Annotated in this window: 13 protein-coding genes; 7 read left to right on the top strand and 6 right to left on the bottom strand. The window is 40.7% G+C overall.

Annotated features, from left to right (window positions below; genetic code table 11):
• Positions 1–76 precede the first annotated feature (76 nt).
• Positions 77–2,302: a helix-turn-helix domain-containing protein gene (locus B2O97_RS02960; protein WP_070563165.1), complete on the bottom strand. Its 2,226-nt coding sequence runs from the start codon at positions 2,300–2,302 to the stop codon at positions 77–79.
• A gap of 197 nt (positions 2,303–2,499) precedes the next feature.
• Here B2O97_RS02960 and B2O97_RS02955 point away from each other — a divergent pair, with 197 nt between their 5' ends.
• From B2O97_RS02955 to B2O97_RS02940, 4 genes are all read left to right on the top strand, one after another.
• Positions 2,500–2,997: a cupin domain-containing protein gene (locus tag B2O97_RS02955; protein WP_046671961.1), complete on the top strand. Its 498-nt coding sequence runs from the start codon at positions 2,500–2,502 to the stop codon at positions 2,995–2,997.
• A 238-nt stretch (positions 2,998–3,235) separates the two neighbouring features.
• Complete coding sequence (locus tag B2O97_RS02950) at positions 3,236–3,982, top strand: hypothetical protein (RefSeq protein ID WP_139144923.1); 747 nt, start codon at positions 3,236–3,238, stop codon at positions 3,980–3,982.
• 10 nt (positions 3,983–3,992) lie between these two features.
• Entirely contained in the window at positions 3,993–5,102 is a 1,110-nt protein-coding gene (locus B2O97_RS02945) for a hypothetical protein (protein WP_088162938.1), read from the top strand.
• Between the two features lie 34 nt (positions 5,103–5,136).
• Positions 5,137–6,132, top strand: coding sequence for a hypothetical protein (locus B2O97_RS02940; RefSeq protein WP_120333221.1), 996 nt, complete (start codon positions 5,137–5,139; stop codon positions 6,130–6,132).
• 72 nt (positions 6,133–6,204) lie between these two features.
• On the opposite strand, the gene B2O97_RS02935 is transcribed toward B2O97_RS02940, so the two are convergent.
• A complete protein-coding gene (locus tag B2O97_RS02935; RefSeq protein ID WP_286766922.1) occupies positions 6,205–7,314 on the bottom strand; it encodes a zinc finger domain-containing protein in 1,110 nt (369 codons plus the stop codon).
• 23 nt (positions 7,315–7,337) lie between these two features.
• A complete protein-coding gene (locus B2O97_RS02930; RefSeq protein ID WP_286766921.1) occupies positions 7,338–8,492 on the bottom strand; it encodes an SPFH domain-containing protein in 1,155 nt (384 codons plus the stop codon).
• A gap of 167 nt (positions 8,493–8,659) precedes the next feature.
• Between B2O97_RS02930 and B2O97_RS02925 the strand changes: the two genes are divergently transcribed.
• The 3 genes from B2O97_RS02925 (at position 8,660) to B2O97_RS02915 (ending at position 13,255) form a co-directional block, all read left to right on the top strand.
• Complete coding sequence (locus B2O97_RS02925; RefSeq protein ID WP_070563183.1) at positions 8,660–10,513, top strand: DNA topoisomerase IV subunit B; 1,854 nt, start codon at positions 8,660–8,662, stop codon at positions 10,511–10,513.
• Between the two features lie 37 nt (positions 10,514–10,550).
• Entirely contained in the window at positions 10,551–11,393 is an 843-nt protein-coding gene (gene purU / locus B2O97_RS02920) for a formyltetrahydrofolate deformylase (protein ID WP_286709747.1), read from the top strand.
• A gap of 83 nt (positions 11,394–11,476) precedes the next feature.
• A complete protein-coding gene (locus B2O97_RS02915) occupies positions 11,477–13,255 on the top strand; it encodes a hypothetical protein (RefSeq protein WP_159333400.1) in 1,779 nt (592 codons plus the stop codon).
• Positions 13,256–13,334: 79 nt separating this feature from the next.
• Here the strand turns inward: B2O97_RS02915 and B2O97_RS02910 are convergent, their stop codons facing one another.
• From B2O97_RS02910 to B2O97_RS02900, 3 genes are all read right to left on the bottom strand, one after another.
• Positions 13,335–14,240 (bottom strand): class I SAM-dependent methyltransferase, encoded by a 906-nt coding sequence (locus B2O97_RS02910; protein WP_070563192.1) that lies wholly within the window; start codon positions 14,238–14,240, stop codon positions 13,335–13,337.
• 107 nt (positions 14,241–14,347) lie between these two features.
• Positions 14,348–15,106, bottom strand: coding sequence for an ABC transporter ATP-binding protein (locus B2O97_RS02905; protein ID WP_070563195.1), 759 nt, complete (start codon positions 15,104–15,106; stop codon positions 14,348–14,350).
• Between the two features lie 9 nt (positions 15,107–15,115).
• On the bottom strand, positions 15,116–15,850 hold the full coding sequence (locus tag B2O97_RS02900; RefSeq protein WP_046671950.1) for an MlaE family ABC transporter permease: 735 nt from the start codon (positions 15,848–15,850) through the stop codon (positions 15,116–15,118).
• Positions 15,851–15,903 lie beyond the last annotated feature (53 nt).

Here is a 15,903-nt window from a genome sequence, read left to right as displayed (position 1 = left end):
CTTAAGGTTATCAATGGGCTTTCAACAAACTATATCACACAATTTGTTACAAATATACGCTATAAATTTTTATTGCCTACAATCCCAAAACTTTTTGTCCAATTTTAATATCCGGATAATCAATATCCACGCCCAAAAGCATCTTAAGTTCCGAAGAGGATTTATCCGGATTTGCACGAATAACACCAAGAATACGATCCAACTTCTCCTGCTCGATCAACTCTGTTGCTTCCACTTCCGTACCAACAAAATTAATTAAATGTCCATATATCGTACCTGCGACCATCCCGCGCTTAACCGCTATATCAGCAATGCTCATACCATCTTTAAACATTTCTAAGGAAATCTCCTTTGTATCCAACTTCTTCGGCCCTTCTTCATCTGCACTTTGCGCAGCCAATTCATCTTTTTCTTTGGTCTTCACACTAGCAGCAACATCGAGCATCGCTGTTTGAAAATCTTCCCGTTTTGAAAGCGTATCAGCAATAAGTAGACAATGTTGCAACTGCTCGCGTTTTCGCTTGTAATCAAGCAATAATGCTTTTAACTCATCAATATATTTCTTCGTACGTTTTCGTATCTGGTACTCCTCAATATGTTTGGTTAAAGCCTCAATCAGATCTACATCCATTTTCGGTAAAAACCAATTGACCGCAGCAGTAGAACGTTCACAGATGACATCATAATCGATTGCGTTTTTATCCCGCAACAAATCATACAGTACAACAATAAATTTATGTGCAACTTTCTCTTGGTTCTGAAGGTGTTTGACCAATTGTTGGAAAAATAATACGGCTTGTTCCTTTCCATCAATATTACGCTCTTCAAGTGATTTCAGCAGCTCCGAAGTCTCGGCCAATAGTCCGTCCCAACGGAAACCGTGCATTAAAATCTGACCAAGATAATTCCGTTGGCATTGCTCCAAAATCTCATTGACGTCCGCCTGCCCCTGAGCACGCTGTGCAAATTCGACCACTTGGTAATCGGTACGGATGGCATAAGAAGGGATAATGGATTTTAATACAAGTCCATCTAAACTCGTTAAACGGCTCAATGCAACGTACACCTGTCCCGCGGCAAACGAGGTCCCTGCGTCAATGATCGCTTTTTGAAAAGTTAAACCCTGACTTTTATGAATAGTGATAGCCCAAGCCAATCGAAGTGGAAATTGCGAAAATGTACCCAATATCTCCTCTTTAATCTGATCTTGCCCCTTATCGTAATTATACCGAATATTCTCCCAGGTCTCCCTTTTTACCGTTACAGATTCCGGCCCATCAGGAAATGTAACCGTTACCGTGCCCTGCACCGTATCGATGTCCTTTACCGTACCGATCTTTCCATTGTAATATTTACGTTCATCACCGGAATCGTTTCGAATAAACATCACTTGAGCCCCTATCTTTAAGGACAACGTTTCTTCAGCAGGATAGGAGCCCTGCGCAAAATCGTCCTTTACAACTGCTTTAAGATTTAACATTTTACCCGATAATGAAGCCAGCTTGGCTCCATTTATTTCATCCGCATTTCGATTATGGGAGGTCAATGTAATATACTGTTCCTCTTCATTTGGAACAAAGTCCTGTTGATAATAACCATTTAAGGTCGTGAGCATGTCACTTGTACACTGATTGTTTCGTATGGCATTCAAAATTGAAATAAAACCTTCATCTTGTTGACGATAGATTTTATTGAGCTCTAACATCACCAGCGGATTATCCCTCAAAATTTTAGCATTAAAGAAGAAAACAGAAGAATAATGATCCCGCAAAACATTCCATTCGGCATCTTTCACAACTGGCGGCAACTGGTACAAATCTCCGATAAACAGCACCTGTAATCCACCAAAAGGCCGCATATCGCGACGAACAGATTGCAGAATTACATTAATCGCATCTAATGTATCTGCACGGACCATCGAAACCTCATCAATCACCAAAAGCTCTAGCTCCTGCAAGATGGCCCGACGCTGCTTGGTCAATTTAATCGTGCTGAATAAACGTGATTTATTGTAGATATGACTATCCTGTTCGTCCCAACGTAACTCATAATCTTCAATAAAAGTCCCAAAAGGAAGCCAAAATAAAGAATGTAAAGTTGTTCCGCCCGCATTCATCGCCGCAACACCTGTAGGTGCAGTAATAGCCATCTTTTTGTAGCTATGCTCACGGATATACTTCAAGAAAGTCGTTTTTCCGGTACCCGCCTTTCCTGTAATAAATACATTCTGGTTCGTTTGGTTAACAAAAGCAACAGCCTGCATAAATGCAGTATTTTCCCGATCGACTTGAAAGTTTGACATATCCTGAAATTAGATTGATCACAAAATTAGCAATTTCATTTTTAACTTCACGCGATATAGTATAGCTTAGGGTATCTAACGCAGCTCCATTATAAAGGATTTAGATTAAGCTAAAACGGTTAACTTAAAATATTAAATGGATTTTTTTTATATTTAGCAACTGAATTAACGAATAACAAATTTTTAGAATTTTTAATATGGCTATAGATAAAATCGCATTGTTTGAAAAAGTACAGGAAATGCTGACATCCAAAGGTTTTCGTATTGATAAATCAGATGCTGCACGCCCTTGGGGAGGATTTTTCGTAATCGACGAATCCCAAGCGCAAGAATTTGCCGATGAGTACTTCGGCGGAATGGATGTACAAGAATTAAGAATCTCAGGAAAATTAAGTCCAAAAATTTTAATTGTTGCACCAGAAAAAAGACTTTCATGGCAATATCACCACCGTCGTGCCGAAATATGGCGTGTTATCCAAGGTAACGTAGGTGTTATGGTTTCTGACACCGATGAAGAATCGGTTGTTTCAACCTTGAAAGAAGGCGAAACAATTAGATTACGCCAAGGACAGCGTCACCGTTTAATTGGATTGGATGGCTTCGGTATTCTAGCCGAGATCTGGCAACACACCGATGCCAACAACCCTTCTGATGAAGACGATATTGTTCGCGTACAAGATGATTTTGGCAGATAGTAGTCCCACAGGACCATGACCACCAAAACAAAGATTCCCAATCAACAATTGGGAATCTTTGTTTTTATCCCTAACATAAAATGCGATAGCAGCTGATTCACTCGCCCTACAGGTCCATTTCATCGCTTCTATCCAAGCTCCTATACCTCCTGTATCCATTTCAGGTATTCCATAGCGCAATTCATTAGAAGAGAATATTAATTTTTATTATTTTAGTAGAGATATAATCAACTATGATATGATGAGTAACGACGATACTAAAAGAGGATCCAGTATATTAAACAGTCTAAAGAAATTAATTTTTGAGGACGATCAGCCGCAGCAAACGCCACCGGCACAAGCCCCTCCAGCACCAGCTACTAACGCTGCTCCAGAAAGACCCCATGTACCTCCGGCATATTCATCGCCGACGGCCCAGGCTCCAACTGGAAAAACACCGCCCCCAATCCCTATAACAGCCAATGATGGAACAACCGATCTCAAAGAAATGAAATTAAAGGTCTATGCCATTCTTGAAAAACTCAACGAGCAGGGTGTCGATTTTTTCGAAGTATGGAACGCTGCTGCCGCAATGGGAAAAGTAGAGGAAAACACATTAAAAGCGGCCTATACTTCATTGAAATTTGTAGACAGTTCGTTAACCAAGGATAAACTGGTAGCAACTGGCACAAATTATGCTAATAAATTGAAAGAAACCATTGCCAAAGAATCGGAACAAAAACAGGCTGAAAAGAAAAAGACTGAACAGGACCGAACCATGGAGATTGCAAATCTGAACACTGAAATCAAAACAATAACGGAGAATATCGCCAAATTGCAATATGATCTACAGAAAAAACAACTCGCTTTGGCACAAATTAATGAAAAGTACGAACCAAGGATTAAAGATATCGAACAAAAAATAAACATCGGCAACGCGGCCGTTGATGAAGTGGTCACCGAAATCAACACTGCATTGCGTATGATTAATCAATCAATAACATAAAAACAAATCAATGGAAAGAAAAGATCAGTATGTTAATATTCCAGCTGAGATAAAGACGCAACTTCCGATATTTCAAGTACTAGGCGATCATCTGCCTGCACAATTAAAATCACCAGAAGCGAAGAAGACAGCTTCGTCGATCTTCTTTTGGGCACTTTTACTTGGTGGAGCCTTTGCTTTTTTCAAGTACTTACCGATTATGCTGGAATATGCCGGAAAAAGTATTCTTTTTGTGATATTCAGTATAATCCTGATTACCTTATTATTGCTAGCGCCAAAGATCATTGCGCTATTGCACCGATTGGGAACCGTCCTACTTTTTAAAGGTGAAAAATCCATCATTAGAAATAACCCTATCGAAACCTTACAACTGTTATCAAGAGATGCAAAAGACACCCTGAAACGTGTGAAGGAAAAAATCAGCAATGTAGACGGTGTCCGGATCGACATGATTCAAAGCGGTGAAACTGCTCAAAAAACAGCCGAAGAGAAGTACACCTATGCGAAACGTTTCACCGCAGAAGCGGCTAATCTCGACGAGAAATCAAAGGAGGAAACGAGCAAAAATAATGCAGAGAAGGCCAATGCTTATGCAAGAGATGCCAAAGAAACCCGTACCAAAGCATTTCTATTGGGAAAAGAAGGTGAATCTGAAGAACAAAATGCGCGCAGTTATGTCCAATATGCCAATCAATTTGCAAAAGTATTGGAAGTCCTAAAAGATAATGAAAGCGCAGCGCGTATCTATGTCAGCACTTTAGATAGCAGCATTTCCATTATTTCCAAGAAGCTGGAAGCCACGCAAAAGATGAAAAATGCCACCGATGGCCTAGCCGATGTGTTCAATATTAAAGATGGCTGGGCATTTCAAGAGGCCATGAATGCCGCAACAGGTGCCATCAGTCAAAATATTGCCTCTATCCGATCGAATCTTGATTTCTTGGATCAAAACAACAACATCACCGTGGGTGGTACGCCTACTCAAGGTGAACTGGAAGAGTTTATCCGCAAAGTTGACGAACGTAATCTAAATGTATTAAACGTAACGCAAATGGCCGATGCCAGCTATGAACTCAAACCCGAAGAAAAAGTAGATAAAGGATTTACATTACTCGATTAATATTAACTAAAATCAAACTTATTATACGAACATTATGGAAGAAAAATCAACATGGGCAAGATTAAGATGGCCAATCAAAGCAATTATCATCGCCTTACCTATTCTCGCAATTGGTTATTGGGCCATTCAATCGGGCAAATTTGATGCTAATTCGACAGTCCAAACAACGGATTCAACAAGCAATAATGGTCATGCGGCCGCACCTTCATCAGGCTCAGAAACGACTCGTTCATTCAACTATCAACCCGAAAAACCAGTCGATGGCGAATACAAGGGTGTCGTTGAAGTGGGCGCTTCGGGTTTCAATTCCTTTGTCGTCAATATGGACAAAGAAAATCGCTGGGAGATCATTTCCAAAGACTTCGGAAAGTCATTTGCCTACGAAGGATTGGCAAATACGGAAGACATCCGTAAAGGACTAAAAGATTATATAGGCATGATGCTCGATAAAGGCGTCAAATCCAAAAACATACATTTCGTCATTAGCTCCGGAGCCCAGAAAGAACCTAAAACTTCAGTTATCAGTGCTGAACTAAGAAAAATGGGCTTTGTGGTCAACTTGGTTACAGCAGAGCAAGAAGGAAAATTAGCGTTAAAATCTGTCCTGCCGAAAGCTTACGAAGATAATTCATTTGTTGTTGACATTGGCTCCGGTAACACCAAAATTTCCTGGATTGACGGTGACACAAAATCGGTAGAAGCACCTGGTGCAAAATATTATGAAAAAGACCTTAAAGATGACGCTGTCTATACAGAAGTAAAAAAATTAGGCGAGAAAATTCCTTCAAATAAAAGAGAGGTTTGTTTTATTATAGGCGGGGTTCCTTTTGAACTAGCATCACAGACACGCCAAGGTGAAGAGCGTTTTACGGTTTTGAACGATCCAGCATCCTACAAAGCTGATAAAATAAAAACAAAAAGCGGTGTCAACATCTATAAAGCAATTAAAGATGCAACCAATTGCGACACCTTCGTATTTGATTGGGATGCCAATTTCACGATCGGATTCTTACTTTCACTAAACAAATAGTCAAGACGATTAGCATAAAAAAAGCGCTGTTCTCTTTTATTGAGAACAGCGCTTTTTTTATAACCTTTTTTGTTATCCCATAAAACTCAAGAGATACAACACAATAATGATCGCCAATACCAAAAAAGCGATTTTCCAAAAGCTATAAGGTCGTTGTCCATAAACTTTACCGTTAAAAGCATTGACCATGATCTGATAACTCTTTCCTTTGTACTGATAAGCAGATAACCATACAGGTAAAAGAATGTACTTCAATTTAATGGATTTAAAATCGCTATCAATAGAATCAATATCCTGTGTATCACCACCGATGTCATGCTCAACCTGACGTTCGATTTCCCGATCCATAATAGTCCGGGCAGTCTCCGCCGCTTTTACATGATCCACACTAAAAGTTTCAGCGATAAAGCCACTTAAATATTGCTCATTGAAAGGTTTTAGGTAACCCAAATTCCAAGGTCCAATTTTATCAGAAAACTTTTCGGGAAGAGATGTTGATCCCGATATAACAATATCCTTAAATTGGCTATAGATACTTCCTGAAGCCGGATACCAGTTTGTGCGTCTTTCTTCGTATTCTTCCGTCTCGCCATCGGAATTGCGTCTTGTACGCGTCACATAATAATATTCTCCACGTGATCCTACGTAATCAGATTGTACATCTGCATCATAGGACCAAAATGGCACATACACCCCTTTTAAACGATCATTTCTTGAATTAAAAATTCGCTTGAAGTCATTCGGAGCGAACCATATCTTACCCGCCCATTGTGTCAATAGCCCAAAAGCATTTTTGAAATCAACGGAAAAGGGAACAAGACCATGTGGCTTCACAATACGCTTTTGTTGATGGTCAATTACCAAAGGTGAAGCACAAAAAGCACATAAATCTGCCGTAACATGTGGATTCAAACGCGAGTTTGCACCACAGTTACTACAATGCACAACTTCAGCCAAATAGCTATAGCGCTCATCGGCGAGCCCCTCCATTGCTTGTCCAAAAACTTTATAATCTGTAGATTCAATATGCCCATCTTCCGGTAGCTGATCCGCTATTTCATTCCTGGTTCCACAATAGGAACACGCTAAATAGGACGTACCGGGCTGATAAGTCAAAATAGCACCACAGCCCTGACATTTTAACCCCTGCTCTATTTCGGAGGTTTTTTTTTCAAAACTCATAAAACTCGGTAATGCATTTTACCCTAAACTCCTGGTATCGGTGGCGGGTTCTGCGAAAACAGATCCTTTAATTCGACTACCTTTTCAGCCTCAATCCAGTTTTCAAGTCCCTCTTTCCAGACCAAGGTAGCAAGTGTCATCGTCCCCTCTTTTATCAGAGCGCGCAGCTGTTCCGAATCAAAGGGCCCTTCCTGTTTACCTTTAACGGCCAGGTAATAAGCGACCGCTTTGGGCAATGGAGGAGGTCCAACGGCCCCTGCAGACGAAGCCGCAGCAGCTGATCCCGTACCAGTAGGATTATTCCCATCAAAACTATTTTGCTGAAATACATTACCCATTTGACCAACCATTCCTGCTCCCAGCCCAGCACCAAATCCAGCACCTACAATCCCTCCACTACTGGGATTCTCAGCAGCTTTCTCTATTGAATTTGCGGCTTGGAATTGGGCATATGCCCCCAGATTACCAACGACCCCCATACTGCTTCGCTTATCAAGGGCCTTCTCGACTTCTTCTGGGAATGAAATATTTTCAATTAAGAACTTCGTTAAGCTCAAACCCAACTCATCAAAATCAACCCCAATTTTTTGCTGTATCAAGGCCGAAACTTCATCATAGTTGGATGCAAGATCCAAGGCCGGTATCTTCGACTCAGCAATAGCATCCATCCCCCGCGATACCGCAATGTTTCGAAGCTGCTCTGTGATATCTTCAACTGTAAATAAAGGCGTCGTCGCAACAAGCTGTTTCATAAAAACAGTAACGTCCTTCACCTGAAAAGAGAAATTACCGAAAGCCCGAAGTCGAATGGGACCAAATTCAGGATCCCGCAACATAATCGGATTTTTAGTTCCCCATTTCTGATTGACAAATTGTCGAAGGTTGACAAAATAAACATCGGCTTTGAATGGACTATTGAACCCATATTTCCAACCTCTGAGGGTTGTCATGATCGGCATATTCTGGGTCGTAAGTTCGTAACGACCAGGCTGAAAGACGTCCGCAACCACGCCTTCATTCAAAAATACCGCAGCCTGCCCTTCTCGCACAGTCAACTGTGCCCCCATTTTTATTTCATTCTGATACCGTGGAAACTTCCACACAATCGTATCTGTGCTATTATCGACCCATTCGATAATATCGACAAACTCATTCCTGATTTTATCAAATAATCCCATAAATTATTCTCTTTACAATTACTTACACTAAATGTAAACATTTCCCCGCAAACCGGCAATTTTCTCCAGCAGTACGCAAACTAGCGATATCTAAAAAATTTAGCCTTTTAAACTACTTATCGTAGTTTATTTTTTTTACTTTTGTTAGCTAAGTTCTACATTAATTTATGAGTACATATAACGAAGACAGCATTAGGTCCCTGGATTGGAAAGAGCATATCCGCCTCCGTCCGGGAATGTACATTGGAAAGTTGGGGGACGGTTCGGCCTATGATGATGGTATCTATGTTTTATTGAAAGAGGTCGTTGACAACTCAATTGATGAGTTTGTTATGGGTGCCGGTAAAACTATTGATATCACGGTAAACGAAAATAAAGTTTCCGTACGCGATTATGGACGTGGTATCCCAATTGGTTCTGTGGTTGATGTTGTTTCTAAAATCAATACGGGTGGTAAATATGATAGTAAGGCTTTCCAAAAGTCCGTCGGTTTAAATGGTGTCGGTACAAAAGCCGTAAATGCTTTGTCCAGTCAGTTTACCGTCCAGTCATACCGTCAAAATATAACACGCATTGCCCAATTCTCTAAAGGGGAATTAGTCAATGATGAACAAAAAGATACGACGCAACGGAATGGTACATCTGTAACATTCTATCCAGACGATTCTATTTTCAGAAACTACAAATACCGTCCCGAATTTGTAGAGAATATGATCTGGAACTATGTTTTTCTAAACTCAGGTCTTACGATCAACTTTAATGGGCAAAAGTTTATTTCTGAGCACGGACTAAAAGATCTACTGGAACGAAATATTGATGCCGAGTCCATGCGCTATCCAATTATCCACTTACGGGGGGATGATATTGAAATCGCGATGACTCATGGCCAGCAATATGGAGAAGAATATTATTCTTTTGTCAACGGTCAGCACACCACACAGGGTGGAACACACCAGGCAGCCTTCCGTGAAGCACTAGTCAAAACAATCCGCGATTTTTACAGAAAAGAATTTGACGCATCGGATATTCGTTCATCAATTATCGGTGCCATCGCCATCAAAGTGCAGGAACCCGTTTTTGAATCACAGACCAAAACAAAGCTAGGATCTCAAAGTGTAGGCCCAGAAGGCCCTACGGTAAGAGGATTTATCAATGACTTTGTTAAAAAAGCATTGGATGATTACTTACATAAAAATCCGGCTACGGCAGATGCTCTTCAAAAACGTATTCTTCAATCGGAACGTGAACGTAAGGATATCGCCGGTATCAAAAAACTCGCCAACGAAAGAGCGAAGAAAGCCTCTTTGCACAACCGTAAACTACGTGACTGTAAAGTGCACTTCAGCGATAAAAATGAACGTAACCAAGAAACAACGTTGTTTATCACCGAGGGGGATTCTGCATCTGGTTCTATTACCAAATCGCGGGATGTGCAGACTCAAGCTGTTTTCAGTCTGAAAGGAAAACCGTTAAACTCCTACGGTATGTCCAAAAAGATTGTTTATGAAAACGAGGAATTTAACCTCTTACAACATGCGCTTAATATTGAAGACGGTCTCGATGGATTACGCTACAACAATATCGTAATTGCTACCGATGCCGATGTCGACGGCATGCACATCCGCCTGTTGCTATTGACATTTTTCTTGCAGTTTTTCCCAGACCTTGTCAAAGCTGGCCACGTTTCCATCTTACAGACACCACTTTTCCGTGTCCGCAACAAAAAGGAAACGATCTATTGCTATTCCGATGAAGAACGACAAAAAGCAATCGCAAAATTAGGCGCTAAACCTGAAATTACCCGATTCAAAGGTTTGGGTGAGATATCACCTTCCGAATTTGGATTATTTATCGGAAAAGATATCCGTCTTGACCCGGTTATCTTGTCCAAAGACAATAAAATTCAACAGTTATTAGAATATTACATGGGCAAAAACACACCAGATCGACAAAAGCATATTGTCGAAAATCTGCGTGTTGAAGTTGACCTTGAAGAAGAACTAACAAAAAAAGCGGGTTAAAATAACCCGCTTTTTTAGCAACCTACAACCACCTTTCATGCACAACCAAACCTTAATTCTGATCCAATGTCAAGATGCCGTTGGATTGGTCGCCAACATTTCAAATACGCTGGCAAAATATCAACTCAATATTGTCACCATGCGTGAATATGTGGATGAAGAAGCCAACAAATTCTTCCTGCGTGTCGTGTGTAACGGTATCGTGCCTGAGCAGAAACAGCTTTCGGATTCCCTTGCCGAAGTACTTCCCCCATCTGCTCAGATACAGATAAACCCCAATAACCGCAAAAAAATCGTCGTCCTCGTGACCAAAGAGCATCACTGCCTTGCCGATATCCTGGTACGTCAACACTTCGAAACATGGGGAGCCGAAGTACAGGCCGTAATTGGTAATTATGAATCATTACGCTCCTTTACGGAAAAGTTTGATATTCCTTTTCATTGCATCTCACATGAAAACCTGACAAAGGAAACATTCGAAAAACAACTGATCGCACAAATCCAAAACTATAATTTCGATTACATCATTCTGGCGAAGTTCATGCGAATCTTGTCTCCTCAGTTTGTCAGTACCTTTGAAAATAAACTGGTCAACATACACCATTCATTTTTACCCGCTTTTATTGGTGCCAACCCGTACAAGCAGGCTCATGCAAGAGGCGTTAAGATCATCGGTGCCACAGCGCATTTCGTTACCGACCAACTCGATGAAGGCCCCATCATCGTACAGGATATACGACATGTCAATCACACCTATACTGTAAAAGATATGGTAACTGCCGGCAAAGAAATAGAAAAGGCTGTTCTGAGCAGAGCAATTCGTCTGCTTAGTGAAGATCGTGTGATGCGCAACGATTACAAGACAATTGTATTTGAATAGTGATTACAATCATGTCCCGATAAAACAATCATTACTTTTTTTCAGCGTTATTCTCCATTATTTCGTAAAAGAAATATTTAAGAATGACGCATACTTTTCATATCCCCGTATTAGGCTTAGCTTTCTCCATCGACTCCGCACTTAAGGTCGCACAATACGGTATCTCCACCGTAATGTCTATTGTTGACGATGAACTCATCGAGCGCATGCGCCGCTATTACTGCGGACAATATCAAATCGTCTATCATCCGATCACTAAAACAGAAGAAGATTACCGGGCAAAAAGAATTACGGCCTATCTCAATCTCGTACAGTTTGTGGTCAATAAGCAAGTCGCGGCCTTGAAGCGTCAGCCCTTCACCGAAAATTCAGAACTTACCAAATATTTTCAGCTTTTACCCGAGTCACATCCTTCAAAACCGATTTATCACGCGATGGAAATGGAAACCAATCGCGCGATTAAAACCGAGCTGCAAGATCTATTGATCAATTATCTCAAACCGGGAGACATCGATGTTAATATTATGTCCAAAGTAGATAAAATGAATTACCAGGATGGTAACCTATTGGATCAGCGTTATTCTGATGCTTCAGCAGCTTTACGTGGTTTTGCAAATTCCAACTTGCATTCCTCCCTTATCCTTTCCGCAGGGATGAATCCACACCTATACGCTTACCTCGCTGAATTACCGGCTTTCTTCCCCAATAGTGAAGGTCTATTTGACAAAAAAGTCGTTTTGAAAGTAAGTGACTTTCGATCGGCGCTCATCCAGGCAAAATATCTCGCTAAGCGTGGTGTATGGGTATCTGAATTCAGAATAGAATCCGGTTTGAACTGCGGTGGTCATGCTTTCGCAACCGATGGTTTTCTTCTGGGACCAATCCTTCAAGAGTTTAAAGAGAAAAAAGAAAGTTTGAAAACCGAACTTTTCGAGATATACCACGCATATTGGGTTTCCCAGGAGCGCTCATTAACAACTCCTCCCAGCATCAAATATACAGTTCAAGGAGGCGTGGGAACAGCTTCAGAACATCAGTTCTTATTAGACTATTATGGATTCGATGCCGTAGGATGGGGATCCCCATTCCTGATGGTTCCCGAAGCAACCACAGTAGATCAAGAAACCCTGAAAGCATTGGAACTTGCCAAGAAAGAAGACTTCTACTGTAGCGGAGCATCTCCATTGGGAATTCCCTTTAACAATTTCAGACAAAGTGGCGCAGAGTACCTACGGTTGGAACGTATAAAAAAAGGGCGCCCCGGTAGCCCTTGTAAAAAAGAATACCTTATTTCGAACACCGAGTTTGGTGATAAACCGATCTGCACTGCATCACGCGTCTATCAACATCAAAAGATCCAGGAACTACAAAAACAAAATTTGTCCGCTGCGGAATACGATAAAGCCTTTGACGCCATTACAGAAAAAACCTGTCTTTGTGAAGGGCTCGCAGCACCAGCTTATCTTAAGTACAATATCCAAAAGAGCAAAGAACAGACCGCTGTATCCATCTGCCCAGGCCCGAATCTTGTCTGGTTCAAAAAACAATATTCTTTGCGGGAAATGATCGACCACATCTATGGCCGTATATCAGTTTTTGAAAATGACAACAGACCTTTTGTTATGATCAACGAACTCAACCTGTATATCGATCATATTCAAAAATATGTCACAGACAATAAAAATATCATGAACGATAAAAAGATAAAATATGTAGCTAGATTCAAAGCACAATTACAAGCTGGAATAGCTTATTACAACGAACTTACCCAGCACTTATCGCTTATTCCACAAAATATCAGCACAGCGATACCCAGACAGCTTGAACTGGCATCACTACGTTTAAAAGACATCCATATGTAACCTCCTAATATAACTTTAAACAAACACGGGGCGCTTAAATAAGCGCCCCGTGTTATTATCAGGAATCTTTTGACAAGCCTTACTTCGCTATTTTGCGAAATTTACCGAATACCCCAAGTGGAAGTTTCGGTCCTGCAGTTGCTTGTAAGAACAACTCGCCTATTTCCAAGTTTTCCACTTTTGGGAAAGCTGTCTTAATTAAATTTTCAACAATAACAGAGGAAAACCCTAATGAATACGTATTCAAAATCAAGAAATGCTCTTTAGGATCCAATAGTTGAACGACTTCAGTCATCATTTCCATAATGTGATCTTCCAATTTCCATTTCTCACCCTTTGGCCCATGCCCATATGCGGGTGGATCCAAAATAATCCCATTATACGTATTACCTCTTTTCAGCTCACGCTTTACAAATTTCAAAGCATCTTCAACCACCCAACGAATGTTATCCAAATTGGAAATTTCCATATTTTCATTTGCCCAGGTAACAACCTGTTTAATCGAATCTACGTGAGTCGTATCCGCGCCCGCAGCCTTTGCTATTAAAGATGCTCCACCAGTGTATGCAAAAAGATTTAGAACCTTCGGTCTTTCCGTCTTAAATGAACGTACAGATTCCGAAATATAGTCCCAATTTACAGCCTGTTCCGGAAATATCCCGACGTGTTTAAAAGATGTCAAGCCCAATCTAAATTTGATGGCCACATCCTTATTTTTATATTCGATATGCCAACGGTCTTGGGCCTTAGGATTTTTCTTCAACCATTCTCCTGAAGTAGCCGAACGACCTTTGAATTTGATATGATAACGCTTGTTCCACTCCGCATCAGTCAATGCTTTAGGCCATACAGCCTGAGGTTCTGGTCTGATTAAAATTAAATCACCAAAACGTTCCAGTTTTTCAAAATCACCACAATCAATGAGTTCATAGTCCTTCCAATGCTGTGGGGTCAATAGTTGTATATTTGTTGCTGCCAAAATCAAAATTTTCCGACAAAACTAAGCTAAATTTCAATATAAAAGAAATCTGCATGATGCTAACACAGATCAAACACATAAAATTACGCGCAATAAAGCCATGTTCCCAGCCCTTATTGCCCCATAGAAGCTTTCGCACTTTTCATTAATGGGCTTGCAAAAACAAAGTTGTTCAATTCCTCCACATCCGACCGCATCATATCCTTATTGGAACCTTCCCAGAATTTCTCTCCTTTATAGAGAAACAAAATATACTCACCAATTCCCATCACAGAATTCATATCATGTGTAACAACGACTGTCGTACATTTCAACTCTTGCGTAATTTTTAGTACCAATTCATCAATAACAATCGAAGTCTCCGGATCCAATCCCGAATTGGGTTCATCACAAAATAGATATTTAGGGTTCATACTAATTGCACGTGCAATTCCAACCCGCTTTTTCATCCCCCCCGAAAGCTCCGCAGGGAACAGTTTATTTCGTCCCTCCAGATTAACCTGTTCCAAACAATGATTTGCACGGTCTAATTTTTCCGCTTTGGACATATCCGTAAACATGTCCAACGAAAACATGATATTCTGTTCGACCGTCATCGAATCAAACAGCGCTGAATTTTGAAAAAGCATACCTATTTCTTTTCGAATAGGAACACGCTCTTCAAAATTCATCCGAGTAAAATCCTTGCCATCAAAAATTACCTTTCCTTTTTCCGGTTGGTGTAGGCCCACGATACATTTCAATAAAGTACTCTTTCCCGACCCCGACCCTCCAATAATCAAACTCACCTTTCCAGGTTCGAAATTTGCACTGATACCCTTCAGCACATGGTTGTCCCCAAACGACTTGTTAATATCTTCGATTTGAATCATAAAATCTTTTTAAAGCATTAATGCGGTTATCACATAATCCGCAGCAAGAATAGTTATGCAGCCAACGACAACTGCTTCCGTACTAGCTTGCCCAACTTCCAACGCTCCGCCCTTTACATTATACCCTTTATAAGCAGATATCGAGGTAATAATAAACCCAAACACAACAGCTTTAACAAGGGCAACTGTCACCGTGAAGCCGTTGAAGCCATCTTGAATTCCTAAAATATAATCCGCCTGTGTCACAGCGCCCGAAAGGGATCCACCTAACAAACCGCCCACTAAAGCGCACACGATAGAAATAATCACCAACATCGGAATCATGGTGATACCCGCCAATATTTTGGGTAATATCAAATAACCAGGAGCATTGATCCCCATAATTTCCAAAGCATCAATCTGCTCTGTAACACGCATGGATCCGATCTGTGAAGATATAGACGACCCAATTTTCCCCATTAAGACCAATCCCGAGATCGTCGGTCCTAATTCCAAAATATTTGAATCCCGGTTGATCGAACCTATAATAGAATTTGGGATCAAGTCGGATACCATCTGAAAGGCAATTTGCATGGTCATAACAGCGCCAATGAAGGTGGAAATAATAACGATAAGCCCCAGAGATCCTATACCAATATCGGTCATTGCCAATACGGTTTCCTTCCAATAAATTCGCCCTTTCTCCGGTCTTTTAAAAACTGATTTCAGGAGTATGAGATATGCACCAATGTGATGAAAGATCATATTATCTATTTAATTTCAATGTATTACGCCAATTTAACGGCTATACTGAGCCA

The organism is Sphingobacterium sp. UBA865 (assembly GCF_002295765.1).
In the GTDB taxonomy this organism is placed as follows: Bacteria; Bacteroidota; Bacteroidia; order Sphingobacteriales; family Sphingobacteriaceae; genus Sphingobacterium; species Sphingobacterium multivorum.
Note: the sequence above shows the minus strand (reverse complement) of the source record. Positions and strands in the feature narration are given on the sequence as shown.